23 protein-coding genes are annotated in these 20,593 nt (G+C 71.5%); 12 read left to right on the top strand and 11 right to left on the bottom strand.

Annotation, left to right across the window (positions count from 1 at the left end):
- Nucleotides 1-135: 135 nt before the first annotated feature.
- Nucleotides 136-789 carry a Tat pathway signal sequence domain protein gene (locus ABD224_RS00185; RefSeq protein WP_344045317.1) on the bottom strand — a complete coding sequence of 218 codons (654 nt, stop codon included), beginning with the start codon at nt 787-789 and terminating at the stop codon, nt 136-138.
- A gap of 499 nt (nt 790-1,288) precedes the next feature.
- Here ABD224_RS00185 and ABD224_RS00190 point away from each other — a divergent pair, with 499 nt between their 5' ends.
- From ABD224_RS00190 to ABD224_RS00225, 8 genes are all read left to right on the top strand, one after another.
- Nucleotides 1,289-1,957, top strand: coding sequence for a DUF6230 family protein (locus ABD224_RS00190; RefSeq protein WP_344045319.1), 669 nt, complete (start codon nt 1,289-1,291; stop codon nt 1,955-1,957).
- A 4-nt stretch (nt 1,958-1,961) separates the two neighbouring features.
- Complete coding sequence (locus tag ABD224_RS00195) at nt 1,962-2,414, top strand: DUF6114 domain-containing protein (protein ID WP_344045321.1); 453 nt, start codon at nt 1,962-1,964, stop codon at nt 2,412-2,414.
- 289 nt (nt 2,415-2,703) lie between these two features.
- Complete coding sequence (locus ABD224_RS00200; protein WP_344045323.1) at nt 2,704-3,159, top strand: tellurite resistance TerB family protein; 456 nt, start codon at nt 2,704-2,706, stop codon at nt 3,157-3,159.
- A gap of 361 nt (nt 3,160-3,520) precedes the next feature.
- A complete protein-coding gene (locus ABD224_RS00205; protein ID WP_344045325.1) occupies nt 3,521-4,516 on the top strand; it encodes a sugar ABC transporter substrate-binding protein in 996 nt (331 codons plus the stop codon).
- 96 nt (nt 4,517-4,612) lie between these two features.
- Nucleotides 4,613-7,015: a sensor histidine kinase gene (locus ABD224_RS00210; protein WP_344045327.1), complete on the top strand. Its 2,403-nt coding sequence runs from the start codon at nt 4,613-4,615 to the stop codon at nt 7,013-7,015.
- A 15-nt stretch (nt 7,016-7,030) separates the two neighbouring features.
- On the top strand, nt 7,031-7,459 hold the full coding sequence (locus ABD224_RS00215) for a roadblock/LC7 domain-containing protein (protein ID WP_344045329.1): 429 nt from the start codon (nt 7,031-7,033) through the stop codon (nt 7,457-7,459).
- 1 nt (nt 7,460) lies between these two features.
- Entirely contained in the window at nt 7,461-7,817 is a 357-nt protein-coding gene (locus ABD224_RS00220) for a DUF742 domain-containing protein (protein WP_344045331.1), read from the top strand.
- On the top strand, nt 7,804-8,400 hold the full coding sequence (locus ABD224_RS00225; protein WP_344045333.1) for a GTP-binding protein: 597 nt from the start codon (nt 7,804-7,806) through the stop codon (nt 8,398-8,400). The genes ABD224_RS00220 and ABD224_RS00225 overlap by 14 nt, the downstream gene beginning before the upstream one ends.
- A gap of 67 nt (nt 8,401-8,467) precedes the next feature.
- Here ABD224_RS00225 and ABD224_RS00230 read toward each other — a convergent pair whose 3' ends face one another.
- From ABD224_RS00230 to ABD224_RS00270, 9 genes are all read right to left on the bottom strand, one after another.
- Complete coding sequence (locus tag ABD224_RS00230; protein ID WP_344045335.1) at nt 8,468-9,421, bottom strand: ABC transporter substrate-binding protein; 954 nt, start codon at nt 9,419-9,421, stop codon at nt 8,468-8,470.
- 169 nt (nt 9,422-9,590) lie between these two features.
- Nucleotides 9,591-10,259 carry an ABC transporter permease gene (locus ABD224_RS00235; protein ID WP_344045337.1) on the bottom strand — a complete coding sequence of 223 codons (669 nt, stop codon included), beginning with the start codon at nt 10,257-10,259 and terminating at the stop codon, nt 9,591-9,593.
- Nucleotides 10,256-10,972 (bottom strand): ABC transporter permease, encoded by a 717-nt coding sequence (locus tag ABD224_RS00240; protein ID WP_344045339.1) that lies wholly within the window; start codon nt 10,970-10,972, stop codon nt 10,256-10,258. The genes ABD224_RS00235 and ABD224_RS00240 overlap by 4 nt, the downstream gene beginning before the upstream one ends.
- Nucleotides 10,969-12,111, bottom strand: a complete 1,143-nt coding sequence (locus ABD224_RS00245; RefSeq protein WP_344045341.1) for an ABC transporter ATP-binding protein — start codon at nt 12,109-12,111, stop codon at nt 10,969-10,971. Before ABD224_RS00245 ends, ABD224_RS00240 begins: the two co-directional genes overlap by 4 nt.
- 345 nt (nt 12,112-12,456) lie before the next feature.
- Entirely contained in the window at nt 12,457-12,822 is a 366-nt protein-coding gene (locus ABD224_RS00250) for a DUF6479 family protein (protein WP_344045343.1), read from the bottom strand.
- A gap of 284 nt (nt 12,823-13,106) precedes the next feature.
- On the bottom strand, nt 13,107-13,514 hold the full coding sequence (gene msrB / locus ABD224_RS00255) for a peptide-methionine (R)-S-oxide reductase MsrB (RefSeq protein WP_344045345.1): 408 nt from the start codon (nt 13,512-13,514) through the stop codon (nt 13,107-13,109).
- Nucleotides 13,515-13,528: 14 nt separating this feature from the next.
- Nucleotides 13,529-14,917 (bottom strand): UDP-N-acetylmuramate--L-alanine ligase, encoded by a 1,389-nt coding sequence (gene murC, locus ABD224_RS00260; protein ID WP_344045347.1) that lies wholly within the window; start codon nt 14,915-14,917, stop codon nt 13,529-13,531.
- Nucleotides 14,918-14,990: 73 nt separating this feature from the next.
- The gene (locus ABD224_RS00265) at nt 14,991-15,464 is read right to left on the bottom strand and encodes an indole-3-glycerol phosphate synthase (protein ID WP_344045349.1); all 474 of its coding nucleotides are present in this window, start codon (nt 15,462-15,464) and stop codon (nt 14,991-14,993) included.
- A 211-nt stretch (nt 15,465-15,675) separates the two neighbouring features.
- Nucleotides 15,676-16,491, bottom strand: a complete 816-nt coding sequence (locus ABD224_RS00270) for a pyrimidine reductase family protein (RefSeq protein WP_344045351.1) — start codon at nt 16,489-16,491, stop codon at nt 15,676-15,678.
- Nucleotides 16,492-16,528: 37 nt separating this feature from the next.
- On the opposite strand from ABD224_RS00270, the gene zapE reads away from it, so the two are divergent.
- From zapE to ABD224_RS00290, 4 genes are all read left to right on the top strand, one after another.
- A complete protein-coding gene (zapE, locus tag ABD224_RS00275) occupies nt 16,529-17,659 on the top strand; it encodes a cell division protein ZapE (RefSeq protein WP_344045353.1) in 1,131 nt (376 codons plus the stop codon).
- A 416-nt stretch (nt 17,660-18,075) separates the two neighbouring features.
- A complete protein-coding gene (locus ABD224_RS00280) occupies nt 18,076-18,999 on the top strand; it encodes a slipin family protein (protein ID WP_344045355.1) in 924 nt (307 codons plus the stop codon).
- 127 nt (nt 19,000-19,126) lie between these two features.
- A complete protein-coding gene (locus ABD224_RS00285; protein ID WP_344045357.1) occupies nt 19,127-19,351 on the top strand; it encodes a hypothetical protein in 225 nt (74 codons plus the stop codon).
- 40 nt (nt 19,352-19,391) lie between these two features.
- Nucleotides 19,392-20,138, top strand: coding sequence for a peptidyl-tRNA hydrolase (locus tag ABD224_RS00290; RefSeq protein WP_344045359.1), 747 nt, complete (start codon nt 19,392-19,394; stop codon nt 20,136-20,138).
- A gap of 2 nt (nt 20,139-20,140) precedes the next feature.
- On the opposite strand, the gene ABD224_RS00295 is transcribed toward ABD224_RS00290, so the two are convergent.
- On the bottom strand, nt 20,141-20,551 hold the full coding sequence (locus ABD224_RS00295; RefSeq protein WP_344045361.1) for a nuclear transport factor 2 family protein: 411 nt from the start codon (nt 20,549-20,551) through the stop codon (nt 20,141-20,143).
- Between the last annotated feature and the right edge of the window lie 42 nt (nt 20,552-20,593).

The raw sequence follows: 20,593 nt of genomic DNA on the forward strand, positions 1-20,593 counted from the left end.
GCCGCGGCCCGTCCGGCAGGACCGAGGGCACCGCGCGGCCCCGCCGCCGGGCGGCGCCGCGCGGTGCCGGTGTCCCTCAGGGGGCGCCGTCCGGTCCCGTGTCCGTGCCGGTGCCGGACCTCGCCGGCGAGCAGGTCAGTTGACGTAGACGGGGGATCCGGAGGCGGTGACCGGGGCGTACTTGGCGGTGAAGTACCCGTTGTTGAAGCACAGCGACGAGCCGGACACCTTGGTGAACTGCTGGTTGGTGAAGGTGATGCTGTTGTCGGTGTTGTCGGCCTTTCCGGTCAGGGAGTTCGCCCGGTAGACGCAGGTGACGGTGCCCAGCAGGGTGCGCAGACTGACCGTGGTCTGGATGGACGAGCCGGCGGCGGGAGTCACGGTGAGGGTGCCGGCGGAGTTCACGGTGGCGGTGTACGGCAGGTTGTTGATCGTGATGGCGTTGATGCCGAGCACTCCGACGACGTTGCTGCTGCAACTGCTGCTGTCGAAAGTGTGCGCGGTCACCGACTCCGTCGCCGTGCCGGGGGCGGCCGGGTTGTCGGTGACGGTGGCGGTGAAGGTCGACGCGGTGCAGGAGACGCCGCTGGTTCCGGTCGCGCTGGAGTAGAACGTGGCGGCGGTGCCGCTCGCCAGCTGGGCGGTCAGGACGTCGCCGACCGCGACCGGGGTGCCGCCGACGCCGCCGGTGGTGAGCACCGCGCCGTCGGCCGCGGAGGCGGGGGCGATCGCCGGGAGCGTCAGGGCGGCGACAGCGGTGGCGAGGGTGAGGAAAGAGCGCTTGCGCATGCGGGAACCTCGTTTCTGCAGTGGGGGCCGAATGAGGTGATGACGCCGCGAACGAAGAAAGCGAAAGCACAGGGAAGAGCGGGAAAGAACAAGCAAGGAGCGAGGAAGCACCGGGGAAGAGCAAGGGAACGAGCGGGAAACCCGGTGCGCCCCGGGAAGAAGCGCGACGGTGCCGCGCGGCGGATCCGGCGCCACGGATCCGGGGAAGTCAGCCAGAGTTGTAGAACCGACGATCCGTCAACGTCAATGCTTTTCACGTAAGTTGGGCCGGAAGCCGGGATTCGGGACCAGGGCGGCACACCATGACCGCCTTTCTTTCACACCTGTCTTGACCCCCGGGTGTAACCATCGGTAACTTCATCGTTCGTTACTGCCGCGTAACGAGAAAGCCCTTGCGTCCGCCGGGAAACGTCCCGGCGGACGTGGCTGCCGCTGTCCGCGCCAGGACAACGGGCCGCTGCACTCCGCACCAGCATGGACTATGCCCCCAGGAGCAGACATGGCCTCGTCCTCGAACCTCCCCCCGTCCGACGACCCCCTCTCCGAGCACGCGGAAGGCGATTCCGCCGGCGCGGACAGACGCGGCCGGGTCCGGCTGCGCCGCGCCGCGGTCATGGCGGTGCCGGCGACCCTGGCCCTCGCCGGGATGGCGGTCCTCACCGCGCAGGGTGCGCTCGGCGTGCAGTTCGCCATCTCCGGAATGCCGTTCACGGTCACCGCGACCGAGCTGAACGGCACCGGCTTCGCGCAGTTCGGCGCCCTGGACAACATGATCGAGGGCAGCCCCAACGAGGGGGACACCGGCGGACAGGTGCTGGTGGTCACCTCCGCGATCAAGAGCGCGACCCTGACCAAGCTCTGCCAGAGCGTCGACCTCGGCGGCACCAATCTGCTGATCACCGCGGGCAGCGGTGCGGACAAGGTGACCGCGACCGACCTGACGACCGACTCCACCGAGCTGTCGGGCAACGCCGAGTTCAAGAACATCGAGATCGGCAACGACGCGAGCACCCTGACCAAGGCGGGCGTACAGGGCCCGAAGGGCGTGTTCAGCCAGCAGTCGGACACGGTGCGGATCACCAACCTGCGGCAGACCAACTACGCCACGACAGCGGGCGTGTTCAAGCTGCCGGGCCTCAAGCTCCGCTTCAGCGAGTCGGGCTGCTGAACCGATGGCGCACGACACGCCCACAGCGGTGAAGACGGCTCCGGCCGCGCCGCGGCCGGGGCCGCGGGCCGCCTTCCGCCGGTGGCGGTACAGCCGGCCGTTCTGGGGCGGGCTGCTGCTCACCCTGGGCGGAGCGGAGATCCTGCTGACCCAGAAGGCGTCGCTGAAGGTCGTCCTGCACCTCGGGATGCAGGGGCTGGCCGGCTATCTGCTGCCCTCGCTGATGGTGCTGTGCGGGCTGCTGACCCTCTTCAACCCGGCCCAGCGCCTCTTCTACTCCTGCACCGGCATTCTGCTCTCCCTGGGCACCTGGCTCACCTCCAACCTCGGCGGCTTCTTCCTCGGCCTCCTCCTCGGAGCGACCGGCAGCTGCCTGATCTTCGGCTGGCTCCCGGACCAGGAGCCCCGGCGCGCCCGCAGACAACGGCGTGGACGAGCGGCTCGCCGAAGCCGCTGACGGGGCCCCCCGCCGGGCGGGGAGGGCCGCCCCCCCGAGGCCCCGGACGCCCCCCACCGCACGGTGGCGGCCTTTTCTGCTTCTCCCGGTTCCCCGCAACGGTCCCCTGTGTCGCGTCGGCCCGGGCAGCCGGCACCGGCCCGGACAGCCGGCACCGGCCCGGGCAGCCGCATGCGGCCGAAACCCGCCGGAACTTATCCGAGGCCCCGTCAGTTTCTACATTGTTGTAGATCCTGGGCCGGCCCCGGCCCCGGATCGTGTCCGCACCGACCTCACACCTGGAGAACACATGGCCCTGTGGGACCGCATCAAGGACTCCGCGGCACAGATGCAGAACCAGCTCATGGCGAAGAAGAACGAGCTGAAGAGCGGCGCCTTCCGGGATGCGAGCATGGCGATGTGCGCGCTGGTGGCCGCCGCCGACGGCACCGTCGACCCCGCGGAGCGGCAGCGCGTCGCCCAGCTGATCGCCACCAACGAGGTGCTGCAGAACTTCCCGGCGGACGATCTGCGCCGGCGCTTCGAGGAGAACCTCTCCAAGCTGATCGCCGACTTCGACTTCGGCAAGGTGAGCGTGCTGCAGGAGGTCGCCAAGGCGAAGAAGAAGCCCGCCGAGGCCCGCGCCGTGATCCAGATCGGCATCGTCATCGGCGGCGCCGACGGCCACTTCGACATGACCGAGCAGGCCGTGGTCCGCGAGGCCTGCTTCGCCCTGGGCCTGCCGCCGCACGAGTTCGACCTCTGAGCCGGCGGGCCTCCGATCCGGCAGCGCCGGGGTCTTTCGTCCGGCTCCATCCGGTCCGGGCGAAAGACCCCGACGGCGCCTCGATGTGTCGAGCGGTTTCGCGAGTGATTTTCGTCACATGACGACGTCGGTGGCATGCCCCGCGGGCGCCGGTGCAATACCGCGCAACTGCCCTGGACGGCAAGAAAGATCACGATGCGGCACCGAGAACCGGCCACAGGATCCAATCACTTGACTACCTGCCGTCACACAGGGTTGGCTCCGGCTCAGCGAGAGTCACCCGGAGGGCCTGCGTCCGCCGGGGCCCACCCTTGCTCGCGTGGATCCCAAGCTCGGCTGTACAGCGAGGTGTCACATCCTCATGAACACTCCTCCCCCGCCTGACGCCTCCCCCAGAACCGTGCGCGGCGCGGCCGTAGCGATCGTCGCCGTCCTCTGCCTGCTCCTCACCGGCTGCTCCGGCTCCGACGAGGGCGGCTCCGGCAAGGACGGCGCACGCATGAAGGTCGCCCTGATCACCCATGGGGCACCGGGCGACATCTACTGGGACCTGGTGCAGAAGGGAGCCCGGGCCGCGGCGGCCAAGGACGGCATCGACCTGACGTACGCGAGCGACCCCGATCCCGCGAAGCAGGCGAAACTGGTGCGGGAGGCCATCGGTGACAAGGCCGACGGGATCGCCGTGACACTGGCCAAGCCGGATGCGATGAAGGGTCCGATCGCCGCGGCCAAGGCCGTCGGCATACCGGTGGTCGGCCTCAACTCCGGTATCGACGCCTGGCGGGCGGCAGGAGTGCTGGAGTACTTCGGCCAGGACGACGGCCTCGCCGGCCGCGCCGTCGGCGAGAAGCTGAACGACCTCAAGGCCAAGCACACGCTGTGCGTCATCCACGAGCGGGGCAACGTCGGCCTGGAGGCGCGCTGCGCCGGCCTGAAGAAGACGTTCACCGGCCGGACCGAGATGCTGTACGCGGACGGCACCGACATGGACGCCGTGACCGACTCCATCGCCGCGCACCTCCGCCAGGATCCGAGCATCGACCAGGTCGTCACGCTGGGCGCGCAGTACGCGCTCGCGGCGGTGAAGGCGGTGAAGCAGACACACGGCAAGGTCCGTGTCGCCACCTTCGACCTCAACAAGGACCTCGTCGCCGCGATACGCCAGGGGAAGGTCCAGTTCGCCGTGGACCAGCAGCCCTATCTGCAGGGGTATCTGGCCGTGGACGCGCTGTGGCTGTACCGCACCAACGGCAACATCAGCGGCGGCGGCGTGGCCCCGGTGCTCACCGGACCGGCCTTCGTGACCAGGAAGAACGTGGCCGCGGTGGCGAAGTACGCGGCCAACGGCACCCGTTGACGCGGACACCGCGCGTCCACCGGCTTCCCCCCTTCGCCGCCTCCGCCTCCGCCTCCGCCCCCGCTTCCCGCTTTCCGCCGAACGCCTAGGACGACGATGCCTCCACGGACAGGTATACGACGCCGTATCGGCTCCATACGTCTTTCCCTGATCCTGCTCGCGCTGGTCCCCAGCGTCACCCTCGCCGCCATGTGGGGTGTGACGACGACGCAGATGTTCTCCGAGGGCCTCAGCCTCCGGTCGCAGACACAGCTGAGCAGGGCCACCGGTGCCATGGGCACCGAGGCGACGCTGGCGTTGCAGCGCGAGCGCAGGCTGTCGGCCCTGTGGCTGGCCACGGGGCACGGCCGGGCCGAACTGGACGCGGCCCGCAAGCGGACGGACGCGGCGGTCGCCGAGATGGTCGGCCAGACGGAGACGATCCGCAAGGCGCCGTCCCGGGTCAGGGACCGGATGTACTCGGTCGTCGCGTCGGCGGGCAGCCTGGAGTACTACCGGGACCAGGTCGACAACCCCACCGACATCACCCCCGAGCAGGCGCTGGACCAGTACACCTCGATCATCGACGTCCAGATCCACACCTTCCGGGAGCTCTCCGAGGTCGACGACGGCGATCTGACCTCGCAGGCCGGACCGCTCGTCGCGATCGAGCACGCGGCGGAGCTGGTCTCCCAGCAGGACGCCCGGCTCACCCTGGCCTGGCCGGCCGGCCGCCTCGACCACGAGACCTGGACACAGATCGCCCAGCTGGTCCACACACGCCGCTGGCTGGTCCGGGACCAGATCGTCCCGTCCCTGCGCGGCAGCGCCAAGACCCAGGCCGAGCAGATCCTGCAGAGCAGCGACTGGCAGACCCTCGAACGCATCGAGGACCAGATCCTGGCCGCCCGGCCCACCGGTCCCGACGACGCCCGGACGGTCCGGCTGCCGGACGCGCAGCAGCGCTGGCGCACCGCGCTGGCCAAGGTCACCGTCCAGTACGAGCAGTTGATCAAGGAGCAGACGGGTGCCCTGCTGGACCGCAGCGCCGGCCAGGCACGCCGGCTGCTGATCACGTCCGCCGCGCTGAGCGCCGCGGGCCTGGCCGCCGTGCTGCTGTGCGTCGTGATGTCCTGGCGGATCACCCGCTCGCTGTCCCTGCGGCTGCACGGCCTGCGGAGGGCCACCCTGAGCCTGGCCCAGGAGCGGCTGCCCGACGTGGTCGCCCGGCTCGAGCGGGGCGAGAAGGTCGACGTGGACCTCGCGGCCCCGTCGTTGGACTACGGCCACGACGAACTCGGCCAGGTGGCCAGGGCGTTCAACACCGCGCAGCGCACGGCCGTGAACACCGCGGTCGAACTCGCCGACGCCAAGCGCGGCTTCCAGAAGGTCATCCTGGGCATCGCCCGGCAGAGCCAGAACCTGGTCAACCTCCAGCTGAGCAAGCTGGACGCCCTGGAGCGCGAGCACACCAACCCCGCCGTCCTCCAGGGGCTGTACGAACTGGACTCCATCGCCAGCCAGTTGCGCCGTTACGAGGAGAACCTCGTCATCATCAGCGGCGAGCAGCCCCGGCGCAGCTGGGCCGAACCGGTCGCGCTGATCGACATTCTGCGCAGCGCCATCGGCGAGGTCGCCCAGTACCAGCGGGTGGAGGTGCACGCCGACGAGGAGGTGAGCATCGCGCCGCCGGCGGTGGCCGACGTGATCCATCTGCTGGCGGAGCTCATCGACAACGCGACCGCCTACTCCCCCGCACCCGCCCCCGTCGTGGTGCGGACGGCGATGGTGGCCAAGGGCCTGGCCATCGAGATCGAGGACCGCGGCCTCGGCATGTCCGAGGAGGAGTACGCCACGCTCAACGACCACTTGGCGGTGGTCCCGAAGTTCGACGTGGTGGCGCTGGCGGACGACCTGCGGCTCGGCATGTTCGTGGTCGCCCGGCTGGCCAACCGGCACGGCATCACCGTCACGCTGCGCTCCTCGCCGTACGGCGGCACCACGGCCATCGTGCTGCTCCCGCACGACATCGTGGTGCGGGAGGAGCCATCCGGCTCCGCGGCCCCGGGGGCCGAGACCGCCGGCACAGCCGGCGCCGACGACTCCCCGGCCGCCGCCGAGCCGGCCGCCGCCAAGGCCGCTTCGTCCCCGCGGACCGGCCCGCACACCGCCTTGGCGCGGACCTCCCCGAAGCGGACCTCCCCGGCGCGGACCGCCGTCGCCGAAATCCCCCGGAGCGACGGGCTCGCGCCGCTGCCGCGCCGGATACCGCAGACCAGCCTGGCCGCCGAACTCCGCGAGGAGCCGCCCCGGGACATGCACTCCCCGGCCGACGGCGAGGACTTCACCGCGGAACGCGCCGCGTCCTCCCTGGCCGGCTTCCAGCGCGGCACACGCAGGGCCCGCGATGAGGACGAACCGGTGCCGAACGGCCGGCAGGACGTGCCGCCGGAGGCCGAGGAGCCCTCCTCCCGCCGCGCGCACACCCCCGACCGTGATATGACCACCACCGAACGCTGATTGAAGGACACCGAGATGACACACGCCGCCCCCGCCACGCACACCCAGCTCGATCAGCTGCTGACCGGACTCGTCGACCGGGTCGCCGAGGTGAGCCACGCCGTCGTGCTCTCCGAGGACGGGCTGGTGGTCAGCAAGTCCACCGGATTCCCGCGCGACGACGCCGAACGTCTCGCGGCGACCGCGTCCGGTCTGATGAGTCTCAGCAAGGGCGTCAGCATGGACTTCCGCGGCGGCCCGGTGCGTCAGGCGCTCATCGAGATGGCCAACAGCTACCTGATCCTCACCTCGGCCGGTCCCGGAGCCCACCTGGTCGTCCTGACGGGCCCCAACGCGGACGTCGGTGTGGTGGCCTACCAGATGAACATGCTGGTGAAGAAGATCGGCGAGCACCTCAAGCAGGCGCCGCGCACCGGTGCCGCCTCAGCGGGCAGCGGCGAGTGAGGTGAGCGGCGGCGACCCGACGGGCCGTCTGGTACGGCCCTTCACCCTGACCGGGGGACGGACCCGGCCGAGCCGCGCCGACTTCACCCTCATCACCCTGGTGACCGCGGTGGATCCGCCTCCCTCCGGGGCCGCGCGGCCGCAGCCGGAGCATCTGCGGATCCTGCGGCACTGCGCCCGGCCGGTCGCGGTCGCGGAACTCGCCGCTCATCTGGATCTTCCGGTGAGCGTGATCGTCATCATGCTCTGCGACCTGCTGGAGGCGGGCCGGATCACCGTGCATCCGCCGCGTGAGGTCTCCGGTGCGCCGGACATGGAACTGCTGCAGAAAGTGAGGGACGGTCTTGCCCGACTCTGACACCGCCGTGCGGGCACCCGCGCCCCCCGACACGGTCAAGATTCTGATCGCCGGCGGATTCGGCGTGGGCAAGACCACGATGGTCGGATCCGTCAGCGAGATCGAGCCGCTGTGCACGGAGGAGCATCTGACCGCGGCCGGTCTGGACGTCGACGACCTCGACGGCATCGAGGAGAAGCAGACCACCACGGTCGCCCTGGACTTCGGCCGTATCACGATCGGCGACGACCTCGTGCTGTACCTGTTCGGCACGCCGGGGCAGCAGCGGTTCTGGTTCATGTGGAACGACCTGGCCCTGGGCGCCCTGGGCGCCGTGGTCCTCGTCGATGTGCGCAGGCCGAAGGTGAGCTTCGCCGCGATCGACTTCTTCGAGCGCCGGCACATCCCCTTCGTGGTCGCCGTCAACGGCTTCCACGGGAAGCACCCCTACCCGGTGGAGGACATCCGGGAGGCCCTGGCGCTCGCGGAGGACGTCCCGGTGGTGCTGTGCGACGCGCGCAAGCGCGAGTCCTGCCGGGACGTTCTGATCGTCCTCCTCGACCATCTGATCACCTCCGCCGCGCGGGAGGACGCCCGCGGCTGAGCGGACGGGTACGGCGCCGACGGCACCCTTCGCGGTACCGTCCGCGCCGGTGTCCCACCGCGGTGCGTCAGCCGAGACCCGCCGACCTCAGCCAGGCCCTGGCGACGTCCAGCGGGTCCTTCCTCTCCACCTGCACCTGGGTGTCCAGGCGCCGCAGAGTGGCCGTGTCCAGCCTGGCGGAGACGGCGTTGAGCACGTCCACGCCCTTGCGGGGCAGGTCGGCCCTGCGCACCAGCGGCTGGACGTTCTGGAACCCGAAGAGGTTCTCCGGGTCCTTCAGGACGACGAACTTCTCCTCGGCGACGGTCGGGTCCGTGGTGAAGATGTCCGCGGCCTGCACGATGTTCTTCTTCAGCGCCGCCCGGGTCAGCGGACCGCCCGCGTCCAGTGACTTGAAGGACTTGAACTGAAGTCCGTACACCGACTTCAGGCCCTTCAGGCCCTGCCGGCGGGTCTGGAACTCCGGCGAGCCGCCGATGACCAGGTCCCCGGCGATGTCCTTGAGGTCCGCGAGGGAGGACTCCTCGGTGAGACGGTACTTCCTCGCCGTCTGCTGGTTGACGGTGACGGAGTCCTTGTTCTGCGCGGGCGCCGGCTCCAGCAGGGCCAGCCCGGGGTCCAGTGCGGCGTTGATCGCGGCCGTCGTCGCGGCGACCGTTCCCGGGGCGGCCTCGGGGTCGAGGTAGGCCAGCAGTGCGCCGTTGTACTCGGGCAGCAGGGTGACCGAGCCGTTCTTGAGCAGACCGTAGGTGGTCTCGCGACTGCCGATGTTGGGCTTGTAGGAGACCTTGATGCCCTTGGCCTTCAGGGCCTCGCCGTAGAGGTAGGCGAGCAGGGTGCTCTCGGCGAAGTTGTGGGAGCCGACGACGACCGTGCCGCCGTCCGGCCCGTCCCCCGAGAGCGGGTCCTTGCCGGAGGGCGACGCACACCCCGCGAGGAGCGCCGCGACGGCGGCGAGTGCGGCGACGACCGCGACGAGGTGCCGTGTGCCGGCCCGGGTGCTCTGCGCACGAGAAGTCATCCGCCGATCCAATCCGGCGGCCTCCGCGTCGGTCAAGGGGCACCGCTCTTCAATGCGCCCTGGCGTGTGGCCGGTTGTCACCCCTTCGGCCGTGGACGGCCGGTCTCGTGCGCCCGGAACCGCAGCGGTGCGGCGCCGGGTCCGCGCCCCGCCGTCGGCTGCCGTCCCGTCAGTCACCGCGCCGCACCCCCGGTGACACCACGGCCCGGCCCACCGCCCAGAACACCGCGAGCGTCACCAGCGCCAGCCCGGCGACCAGGGCGGCCCCGCCCACGACCTTCTCGTAGTCGCGCTGGTAGAGGCCGTCGACGATGTACCGCCCCAGACCGCCGAGGCTGACGTACGCGGCGATGGTGGCCGTGGAGACGATCTGGACGGCCGCCGAGCGCAGACCGCCGAGGATCAGCGGGAGAGCGACGGGCAGTTCCACCTGGAGGAGGATGCGGCACTCCCCCATGCCCATGCCGCGGGCCGCGTCCACCAGGGGCGGGTCGACGGAGCGCATCGCCTCGTACGTCGTCACCAGGACCGGCGGGACGGCGAGGAGGACCAGCGGGGTCATCACGGGGACCATGCCGAAGCCGAGCAGAAGGAACATCAGCACCAGCAGGCCGAAGCTGGGCAGTGCCCGCCCGGCGGTGGCGATCAGGGCGAGGGCGGTGCCGCCGCGTCCGTAGTGCCCGGTGAGCAGGCCGGCCGGCAGTCCGACGGCGGCGGCGAGGGCGAGCGCCAGCAGTGAGTACCGGATGTGCTCGGCCAGGCGCGTGGGGATGCCGTCGTAGCCGTGCCAGTGGGCGCCGTCGCCGAGGAAGGAGGCGATGAAGTGGAGCACGTTCACCGGTCGGCCTCCTCCAGGGCGGGTGCGGCCGCATCGGGCCGGCTCCGGGCGGTTCCCGGTTTCCGGCGCCGGGTGCCGCGCGGCATCCAGGGGGTCAGCAGCAGGCGCAGAAGGACCAGCGCGCCGTCGGCGAGAACGGCCAGGGCCGCCGTGGTGACCACGGAGTTCACCGCGAGTTCGGGCCGCTGGTAGATGACGGCGGCGTGGAGCAGGTTGCCGAGGGCGCCCTGGTTGCCGATCAGCATGCCGACGCTGACGAGGGAGATGCTGGAGACGGTGGCCACCCGCAGCCCCGCGATGATCGCGGGCACCGCGATCGGCAACTGCACCTGCGCATACCGCCGTACGGGGCCGAGGCCCATCGCGGTGGCGGCGGCGAGCGTCTCCGGCGGCACCGAGCGGACGCCGTCGACGACGGCCGGGACAAGAATGACCAGGCTGTAGACGGCGAGCGGGATCATCACGGTCAGCTCGGTCTGGCCGGTGCAGTCGATGAGGACGACGAAGAACGCCAGCGACGGAATGGCGTACAGCACGGTCGTCAGGCTCAGCACGGGCGGGTACAGCCAGCGGAACCGCACGCACAGCTGGGCGAGGGGCAGGGCGGCGACGAGGCCGGCCAGGACCGGCAGCAGGGCCTCGCGCAGATGCAGACCGATCAGGCCGGACCAGCTGTGCTGGAGATCGCTCGGGATGTCGAAGAAGCCGTTCATCCGGCGACCCGGTCCCAGGTCTCGGCGGCGGTACGGCTCCCGGCGTGGGCGCTGCGGATGGCCTCGCCGATGGTCTGCTGCGAGACGACGCCGAGCACGCGTCCGGTGCCGTCCACGGCGACCGCCCAGCCGGTCGGCGAGAGCACGGCGCCGTCCAGGGCGGCCCGCAGGGAATCGCTGCCGTACACGAAGGGCCGCCCGCAGGGCAGAAGCCGGGCCGGGTCCAGGGGCCCGGCGAGGAGCGCGTCCGGCTCGCCCCAGCCGAGAGGCCTGCCGTCGGGGTCGGTGACGAGGAGGTAGGGCATACCGGGGGCGGCGCGGGCGGCGATCTGCTCGGCGGTGAAGTCCACGGCCACGATCGGGGACTTCTGCAGCGGAAGTCCCCCGGAGGGGAAGAAGGACAGCCGGCGGATGCCGCGGTCGGTGCCGAGGAAGTCCTCGACGAAGGCGTCGGCGGGGGCGGACAGCAGCTCGGCGGGCGGGGCGTACTGGGCGAGCCGGCCGCCGGCGCGCAGCACCGCGACCATGGTGCCGAGCTTGACGGCCTCGTCGATGTCATGGGTGACGAAGACGATCGTCTTGCCCAGCTCGTCCTGGATGCGGAGCAGTTCGTCCTGGAGTCCCTTGCGCACCACCGGGTCGACGGCGGAGAACGGCTCGTCCATCAGCAGCACCGGCGGGTCCGCGACGAGTGCCCGTGCCACCCCGACGCGCTGCTGCTGGCCGCCGGAGAGCTGGTACGGGTACCGCTTGCCGAGCGAGGCGTCGAGTCCGACACGCTCCATCAGCTCGGCCGCCCGCGCCCGGGCCCTGCGCCTGCTCCAGCCGAGCAGGCGGGGCACGGTCGCGATGTTGTCGACGACGGTGCGGTGGGGGAAGAGGCCCGCGTTCTGGATGACGTACCCCATCGACCGGCGCAGGGCGTTGACGGGCTGTCTGCGGATGTCGACGCCGTCCAGGAGGATGCGGCCCTCACTGGGCTCCACCATCCGGTTGATCATCCGCAGGGTGGTGGTCTTGCCGCAGCCCGACGGTCCGACGAGGACGGTGATCGAGCGGTCCGGGATCTCGAGCGAGAGCCGGTCGACCGCCACCGTGCCGTCCGGGTACCGCTTGGTGACTGATTCCATCCGTATCACAGCGCCGAACATCCTTCGGGTCTGGCAGCGGCAGCCGCCCTCGGTCACGGTCGTGCGGGCCGGTGCGGGAGGAGTCCGGATCCCGCAACGGCACGGCTTCGGTATCCACTTCCCGTGTCCGGGGCAGAAGACACCGCACGACCGGCGCGGCGTGGATCACGGAAACGTGGATCACGGAAAAGATCACGGAAAAAGGGTCGGTGCGGCGGCCTGCCCGGCCCGGGAGGCCGGAAGAACCGAAAAGAAGAACCGAAAAGAAGAACCGAAGAACCTGCACAGGGGCGCCGTGGACCGACGACAAGGGGACGGGCCCCGAACGGGCCCGTCCCCAGGCGGCGGGTGCGGTCAGGTCCGGCCGCCGCCACCGCCGCCGAAGGATCCGCTGCTGCCGGGGGACCAGCGGAGCCGGTGCTGCTCGTGGCTGCGCCGGGTCCCACTGGCGTGCAGCTCGTACGGCATGAGCCGCACCCCGTCCTCGGGACGCACCTCGTCCGGTTCCCGGATCTCCCTGATCTCATGAACGGCCCCGGTGACCGGCAGGTGCGGCTGCTCGGCCTCGGTCGGCCGGCTCGACTCCCGGCGCATCACACCGATACCGGCCAGGACGGCCGCCACCAGGCCTCCCGCGATCACGAGCCCGCCGACGAAGGCTCCGAAGGTCCCCCAGAACCCCGGAGCCGCGATCAGTACGGCAGAGGAGGCTGTGCTCATGTCTTCCACCCGCCTCACTGAGAGAGCAGAGAGTGCCCGCGGCGACACCAATGCCGCCTATGTCCACTATTGTCCCCCACAAGGGGGACATCTCAAAGTGGTGCACCGGACACCCACCGCGCCCAAGGGCAGGCAGGACGACGCCCTCGGGCGCGGCGGGCTGCTCATCCGGCGCCCCGCGCGTCACGGGCGCGGGCCCCTCCGCATCCGGGTCACGCACCGGCACCGCCGGCCGGCGCGTTCGCCGCGTGCCGGTCCTTTGCCGGTCCTCCGGCGGCCCTCCGTCAGTCCTCGGCGGGGATCAGGCGCAGGGAGATGGAGTTGATGCAGTACCGCTGATCGGTCGGGGTCGGATAACCCTCGCCCTCGAAGACATGCCCGAGGTGCGACCCGCAGCGGGCGCACCGGACCTCGGTGCGCACCATTCCGTGGGAGCGGTCCTCCAGGAGTTCCACGGCGTCGCTGTCCTTCGGGTCGTAGAAGGACGGCCAGCCGCAGTGGGACTCGAACTTGGTGTCCGAGGTGAACAGTTCGGCGCCGCAGGCCCGGCAGGTGTACACCCCCTTGGTCCTGGTGTCGGTGTACTCACCGGTGAAGGCGGGCTCCGTACCGCCCTGGCGCAGCACCGCGTACTCGGCCGGGGTCAGCTCCGCGCGCCACTGTTCGTCCGGCTTCTCGACCTCGTACGGCATGAGCCCTCAGCCCCTCACTTCGACAGACGGTCCAGGATACGCGGCCCGAGGTCGGTGACATCGCCCGCGCCCATGGTGAGAACGAGGTCGCCGGCCTTCGCCATTCCCGCGATCACCTCCGGCACCTCGGCCTTGTCGTGCACGGCCGTGACGTCGGCTCCCGCCGTCCGGGCCGCCTCGACGACCAGTTCGCTGGTGACGCCGGGGAGCGGGTCCTCGCGGGCCGGGTAGATGTCCAGGACGACCGAGGCGTCGGCCAGGGCGAGGGCCTGGCCCATCTCCTTGCCCAGCTCCTGGGTGCGGGAGAACAGATGCGGCTGGAAGACGACCAGGATCCGGGCGTCGCCGACGGCCTGGCGCATCGCCTCCAGGTCGGCGGTCATCTCGGTGGGGTGATGGGCGTAGGAGTCGATCACCTGGACCCCGGCGGCCTCGCCCTTGAGCTGCAGGCGCCGCTTGACCCCGGTGTACGCGGCGAGCGCGGGGGCGAGCTCGGCGGCCGGGATGCCGAGGGCGGTGCCGGCGGTCAGCGCGGCGACGGCGTTGTGCGCGTAGTGGCGGCCGGGGACGGAGACCGTGAAGGTCAGCTCGGTGCCGTCCAGCACCACGGTGACCTCGCTCTTCAGCCCCCGCGGCACGATGGACAGGATCCGTACGTCGGCGTCCTCGGCCTCGCCGTACGTCACCGTGCGCACGGAACCGGCCAGGCGCCGGGTGAGCTCGCGTGCCCCCTCGTGGTCGGCGGAGATCACCAGCGTGCCGCCGGGGACGATACGGCCCGCGAAGGTCTCGAAGGACTCGTGGATCTCCTCCATCGAGGCGTAGTTGGCGTGGTGGTCGAGCTCGACGTTGAGGACGACGGCGACCTCGGGCGCGTATTTGTGGAAGCTGCGGTCCGACTCGTCCGCCTCGGCGACGAAGATCTCGCCCTCGCCGTGCAGGGCGTTGGAGCCGGGGGCGTCCAGGTCGCCGCCGATGGCGTACGACGGCTTCAGGCCCAGCTCGGTGAGGGACACCGCCAGCATGGAGGTGGTGGTGGTCTTGCCGTGGGTGCCGGCCACGGCCAGCGGCCGCAGGCCCTCCATCAGGGCGGCCAGGGCGTCGGAGCGGTGGACGACCGGAATGCCCAGTTCGGCCGCACGGGCCAGCTCCGGGTTGTCCTCGCGGATCGCGGAGGAGACGACGACGCAGCTCGCGTCCTCGGCGAGGTGCTCGGCGGCGTGCCCGATGTGCACGGTGGCGCCCAGGGCGCGCAGTGCCTCGACGGTCGCCGACTCCTTGGCGTCGCTGCCGGCCACCTTGGCACCGCGCTGCGCGAGGATCTTGGCGATGCCCGACATCCCGGCGCCGCCGATGCCGATGAAGTGCGGTCGTTCCATGGCGGTGGGAAGGCCGGGTGCCATACGTTCTACTCCCCAGGTGTGACGACGGGCGGTACGACGGTGCGTGCGCCGCTCGCGCGGGCGCCGCCCCAGCCTATGCCTTGCTGTGGGAGAAGAGTTTCAGGACCGGTACCCCGACCTTGTGACGGGCCCGCGAGGCCCAGTCGCGGTGGAAGAACTCCTCCACGTAGTGCGGATCGGTCAGGACGATGACCTCGTCGGCGTCGACCTCGGTGACCAGGGTCTTCAGGGCGTCCATCGGATGGTCCTCGATCAGCTGCCCCTCGGCCTCGGCACCGGCCGCGCGCAGCGCCCGGAGGGACACGTCCAGGGCCCGCGCCCCTTCGCTCCTCGCGGCCTCGCCCTCGGGGGTCTCGCCCTCGCGCGCCGCCTCGTCGAGCTCGCCCAGCGCGATGTCGTCGATGGCCCGCAGCAGCCGGTCCGCCTGTTTGCCGCGGGGCTGGAGCAGCACGTGGAAGAAGACCGGCTCCTCGCCGTGCAAGGTGGTGACGAACTCCACGTCGGCGGACGTCAGGGCCTTCTCGATCATCAATACGCTTGTGAACATCAGGCGCCCTTTCTCCTCCGAGGGCCCACAGCCCCTCCGTCTGCCTCCACGGGCCGTGTCCGCCCCCCGCCGAAACCATCCTGCCCTGCGATCGCGCAGGTATCGCGATATTTCCCCCACCCGCGATGCGCGGACCGGCGCCCGGTCCCGCTTCACTGCTCCGGCCCCGCTCCGGGCGGCCACCGCCCGGGCCGCCCGCGGGCCCGCCCCGTCACTCCCGCCGGTACCGGCTGAACAGGAAACCGTCCTCCTCCAGCAGGGAGACCAGGGTGAAACGCCGGGGAACCGTGACGGCGGGACCTCCTGCGATGCGCTGGGCGTCGCCGGCGGTGAGCATCGGGGAGACGGTCAGGCACAGTTCGTCGAGGACGCCGGCCGCCACCATCTGGCCGAGCAGACGGGGGCCGCCCTCGGTGAGCAGACGGGTGTGGCCGAGTTCGGCGAGGGCCCGGACCGCGCGGGCGGGGTCGATGCCCGCGCCGTCGCCGGCGATCACCACCCGTGCGCCCGCCTCCTCCGCCGCCGCGATCCGCTCGGGGGGCGCCGCGGCACCCGTGAGGACCAGCGTGGGCACCAGGGGCGAGGTGAACAGCGGCAGCGAGAAGTCCAGCTCCAGGCTCGCGCTGACCACCGCGATCGCCGGGGCCGGCTCCTGCCCGGCCGCCTTCCGCAGCTCCGCGAACTCCGCCCGCGCCCGCGCCGGGCGGTACCCCTCCCGGCGCACCGTCTCCGCTCCGACCACCACGACGTCGGCCAGGGCCCGCAGCGTGCCGAAGATCCGCATGTCGGCGGCGCTGGAGATGGGCTGCGAACGGCCCTCGTGCTGGGCGGCCCCGTCCAGCGTGGTCACCATGTTGGCGCGCAGCCACGGCTCCCGGCCCGCGCTCCCGCGCTCGGGGTAGGCGTAGGCGGCCGCCAGCTCGGCGAGAGTCCACTCCCGGTCCTCGAGGGCGCCGGGCACGCTCGCACCACCGGCCCCGGGGGTCCGGGCCGCTGTCTCGTCGATCACAGGGAACAGGCGTCGCATGCCGTGCAGTGTTCCACGCCGCTTACCATGGGGGATCGTGTCCTCCTCCACAGCCCCTTCCGGGCTCAGCTCCCCCACCGGCACGGCTCCGCTGTCCCTGTGCGCCCGTGAGCCGCACGTCCCGGCCGACCGGCTGGTCGCCGAGATGGTGCCGCCGCCGCGCTTCGACGCGGTGCGCTTCGCGACGTACCTCCCCGACCCGAAGCAGCCCAGCCAGGCCGAGGCCGTGCGGGTCCTGGAGGACTTCGCCGCCGGTCTCGGCGACGCGTCCCCGGCCGGCTCCGCCAGGCGCGGCTTCCTCGGTTTCGGCAGGGGCCGGGGCAACGGCAGGAGGAGGGCCGCGAAGGGCGGGGGCTCCTCCGGTCCCCGCGGCATCTACCTCGACGGCGGCTACGGCGTCGGCAAGACCCATCTGCTGGCCTCCCTGTGGCACGCCACCGACGCCGAACCCTCCCGCAAGGCGTTCGGCACGTTCGTGGAGCTGACCAACCTCGTCGGCGCCCTCGGCTTCCAAAAGACGGTCGAGACCCTCTCCGGCCACCGGCTGCTGTGCATCGACGAGTTCGAGCTGGACGACCCCGGTGACACCGTGCTGGTCTCCACGCTGCTCGGCCGGCTCGTCGACGAGGGCGTCGCGCTCGCCGCGACCTCCAACACGCTGCCGGGCAAGCTCGGCGAGGGCCGCTTCGCCGCCGCGGACTTCCTGCGCGAGATCCAGGGCCTGGCCGCGCACTTCCGCACGCTGCGCATCGACGGCGAGGACTACCGCCACCGCGGCCTGCCCGAGGCACCGGCGCCGTACTCCGACGAGCAGGTGACCGCGGCGGCGCACGCCACCGCCAACGTCTCCCTCGACGACTTCTCCCAGCTCCTCGAGCACCTGGCCAGGGTGCACCCCAGCCGCTACGGCGCCCTGACCGACGGCGTGGCGGCCGTGTGCCTGACCGGGGTGCGGCCGGTGCCCGACCAGTCGACCGCGCTGCGGCTCGTGGTGCTCGCGGACCGGCTCTACGACCGCGAGGTGCCCGTGCTGGCCTCGGGGCTGCCCTTCGACCGGCTGTTCAGCGAGGAGATGCTGAAGGGCGGCTACCGCAAGAAGTACTTCCGCGCGATATCCCGCCTCACCGCCCTCGCCCGGGACGCCAAGGGACTCGTCGAGGCGGATTGACCCCGAGCGGGGACGGGGTGCCTCGCAGCGGTACGACGCAGACGCAGGTGTCGCGTGATCCTCCGGACCGGCCCGGGTCCGCCCACGCGGCTCCTGCGCGGCAACACGCCCGTGCGTCCGGGCACCGACCGGCGACCGGCGGACGGCGGACGGCCGACTGGGCACGACGGGCGGCCGGACCTGTGCGTCCGGTCCTGTGCGATGCACACCGGCATGGCGCTCGCGTCCTCTCCGCGCACCGACCCCTCTCGCTCCTCCCCCGCTCTTCTCCCTTCTCCCTCCTTTTCTCCCTCCTCTCCGCGCACCGGCTTCTTCGCCGCACTGCACGCCCCACAAACCGAACATTTTTTCTCTATCGGTCTTATCGTGGAAGAAGGCGCACAAGGCGCAGACAGCCGTCCGTCCGAGGAGTCGGCATGATGCAGGAACTGGTGACCGCCGCGATCGCCGTGGGCTGCGCGGGCCTCGTGTATCTCGCCTCGGCGGTGCGGATCATCAAGCAGTACGAACGCGGAGTGGTGTTCCGGTTCGGACGGCTGCTCGGTGCACCGCGTCTGCCGGGCCTGACGTTGATCATCCCGGTCATAGACCGGCTCCACAAGCTCAACATGCAGATCGTCACGCTGCCGGTCCCCTCGCAGGAGGGCATCACCCGGGACAACGTGACCGTACGCGTGGACGCGGTCGTCTACTTCAAGGTGGTCGACCCGACGAGCGCGCTCATCCGGGTGGAGGACTACCGGTTCGCGGTCTCGCAGATGGCCCAGACGTCGCTGCGTTCGATCATCGGCAAGAGCGACCTGGACGACCTGCTGTCCAACCGCGAGAAGCTCAACCAGGGGCTGGAGCTGATGATCGACAGCCCGGCCGTCGGGTGGGGCGTGCAGATCGACCGTGTGGAGATCAAGGACGTGTCCCTGCCGGACACGATGAAGCGGTCCATGGCCCGGCAAGCGGAGGCCGACCGGGACCGGCGGGCCCGCATCATCAACGCGGACGCGGAGCTCCAGGCGTCCAAGAAGCTGGCCGAGGCGGCGCAGCAGATGGCCCACACACCCTCCGCGCTGCAACTGCGGCTGCTGCAGACGATCACGACGGTCGCCGCGGAGAAGAACTCCACGCTCGTCCTGCCCTTCCCCGTGGAGCTCCTCCGCTTCCTGGAAAGGGCCCAGCAGCATCCGAAGCCGGAGCCGGAGCCGCAGGGGTCCTTCGACCAGGCTCCGCCCGCCCCGCTCACTCCCCTCCGCACCACCGCCGACGCGGCCACTGCCGCCACGGCCGCTCCCGAACCTCCCGTCCCGGAGAGCGTCGGGGCCCCACCGCAGGCGGCTCAGCCCTAAGTGTGCTGTTCGGACAGGTTGGTGAAGGTCCCCGATCCGTTCGGCGCCCCGACCGGCCGCCGCGCCTGATCCGTCGTACCCGCCCCGCCGCACCCGACGTGCCGCCCGGCGGTCCTACGCTGGATCCATGGGCGACGACGGCACCGGCAAGACCGACGGCATCGACGAGACCGGCGGCTACTGCCTGATCGGCGCACCCAGGCCGCCCCGGGCGGCAGGGGAGGACGGCCCGCCGTACGCGGAGTGCGTGCTGTGCCGCGAGCCGACCGAGTACCCGGAGTCGTACAAGGGGATCACGCTCTGCCCCGTCTGCGAGTGGCAGGAGGCGCAGCGCACGGCCTGCTCGGGCTGAGCGGGCCGGGACCGATCATGCGCCTGGCAGACTGGGGGCCGTGAGCACCGACGAGACCATCACGGCTGCTTTCTCCGAGGACAGCCCGTTCCGGCCCGGTCCCGGCGCGCAGGAGCAGACGCGGCAGTTCGTGCTGCCCCTGGTGGTGCGGATCGAGCGGACCGCCCCTCCGGCCCGTACCGACGCGCTGCAGACCGCGGCCCGCGCGGTGCTGGTGCTGCTCAGCGACGAACGCTCCGTCGGGGACGGTCCGTGGGCGCAGGCCGTACGGGACTGGCAGGACACCCGGATCCGCAAGGTGGTCCGGCGGGCACGCGGCGCCGAGTGGCGGCGCGCGGAGGCCCTGCCCGGCATCACGGTCACCGGGGAGACGGCCGAGGTACGGGTCTACCCGCCCGTACCGCTCGACGGCTGGCCCAAGGACCTGGCCAGGCTCCAGGTCTCCGGCACCGACCTCGACGACCCGGAACCCCCTGCCGGGCCGGACCCGGATCTTCCCGTCCTGTGGCTCAACCCCCACCTGGAGATGTCCGCGGGCAAGGCGATGGCCCAGGTGGGCCACGGCGCCCAACTGACCTGGTGGGAGCTGTCGGACGCGCAGCGCGCCGCCTGGCGCGACGCCGGCTTCCCCCTCGCCGTCCGCACCGCCGACCCCGCCCGCTGGGACGCCCTGGCCTCCGCGGGGCTGCCGTTGGTGCGCGACGCGGGTTACACGGAGATCGCCCCGGGGTCCTGCACGGTGGTCGCCGACCATCCGGCGCTGCGCCGGGGGCGCGCCCGGCCCTGACGTCAGGCGGTCGGCGTCCCCTGGTGGAAGTACAGGCGCCAGCCCGACCGCGTCAGCCGCCACAGGGAGCTCCGCAGGGCCCGGCGCCCCTGGTGGTCGGTGCGGTACGTCAGGTGGACGACGCCCGGTGCGAGGACCTTCCCCGACATCTCGCCGACCTCGACCGGAGCCTCCGGCGACACCGCCCCGGAGCTCGTCACCGTGAGGATCGACTGCGCGTCCCAGGTGCGGCCCGAGGCTCCGATCTCGGTGAACTCCGGGTCCAGCAGCTCCGCGACCAGGGCCGGGGACGCGCGCACCTCGGGGTCGAGAAGCCGCAGTTCGCCGTCGACGGCCGCCCGCACGGCCTTGTCGTTCTCGTTGTTCTCGTCGTTCTCGTGGTGCCCGTCGCTCTCGTTCTTCTCATCCGCCATACGCGGACCCTATGGACCTCCCCCTGCCTCCGCCCAGCGAAT

Origin of the sequence: Streptomyces thermoalcalitolerans (genome assembly GCF_039525155.1) — a bacterium.
Lineage (GTDB): Bacteria > Actinomycetota > Actinomycetes > Streptomycetales > Streptomycetaceae > Streptomyces > Streptomyces thermovulgaris.

Coding starts and splice junctions, on each gene's coding strand:
- ABD224_RS00185 (WP_344045317.1), bottom strand. CDS start 789: ATGCGCAAGCGCTCTTTCCTCACCCTCGCCACCGCTGTCGCCGCCCTG.
- ABD224_RS00190 (WP_344045319.1), top strand. CDS start 1,289: ATGGCCTCGTCCTCGAACCTCCCCCCGTCCGACGACCCCCTCTCCGAG.
- ABD224_RS00195 (WP_344045321.1), top strand. CDS start 1,962: ATGGCGCACGACACGCCCACAGCGGTGAAGACGGCTCCGGCCGCGCCG.
- ABD224_RS00200 (WP_344045323.1), top strand. CDS start 2,704: ATGGCCCTGTGGGACCGCATCAAGGACTCCGCGGCACAGATGCAGAAC.
- ABD224_RS00205 (WP_344045325.1), top strand. CDS start 3,521: ATGAACACTCCTCCCCCGCCTGACGCCTCCCCCAGAACCGTGCGCGGC.
- ABD224_RS00210 (WP_344045327.1), top strand. CDS start 4,613: ATGCCTCCACGGACAGGTATACGACGCCGTATCGGCTCCATACGTCTT.
- ABD224_RS00215 (WP_344045329.1), top strand. CDS start 7,031: ATGACACACGCCGCCCCCGCCACGCACACCCAGCTCGATCAGCTGCTG.
- ABD224_RS00230 (WP_344045335.1), bottom strand. CDS start 9,421: ATGACTTCTCGTGCGCAGAGCACCCGGGCCGGCACACGGCACCTCGTC.
- ABD224_RS00240 (WP_344045339.1), bottom strand. CDS start 10,972: ATGAACGGCTTCTTCGACATCCCGAGCGATCTCCAGCACAGCTGGTCC.
- ABD224_RS00250 (WP_344045343.1), bottom strand. CDS start 12,822: ATGAGCACAGCCTCCTCTGCCGTACTGATCGCGGCTCCGGGGTTCTGG.
- msrB (WP_344045345.1), bottom strand. CDS start 13,514: ATGCCGTACGAGGTCGAGAAGCCGGACGAACAGTGGCGCGCGGAGCTG.
- murC (WP_344045347.1), bottom strand. CDS start 14,917: ATGGCACCCGGCCTTCCCACCGCCATGGAACGACCGCACTTCATCGGC.
- ABD224_RS00265 (WP_344045349.1), bottom strand. CDS start 15,464: ATGTTCACAAGCGTATTGATGATCGAGAAGGCCCTGACGTCCGCCGAC.
- ABD224_RS00270 (WP_344045351.1), bottom strand. CDS start 16,491: ATGCGACGCCTGTTCCCTGTGATCGACGAGACAGCGGCCCGGACCCCC.
- ABD224_RS00280 (WP_344045355.1), top strand. CDS start 18,076: ATGATGCAGGAACTGGTGACCGCCGCGATCGCCGTGGGCTGCGCGGGC.
- ABD224_RS00285 (WP_344045357.1), top strand. CDS start 19,127: ATGGGCGACGACGGCACCGGCAAGACCGACGGCATCGACGAGACCGGC.
- ABD224_RS00295 (WP_344045361.1), bottom strand. CDS start 20,551: ATGGCGGATGAGAAGAACGAGAGCGACGGGCACCACGAGAACGACGAG.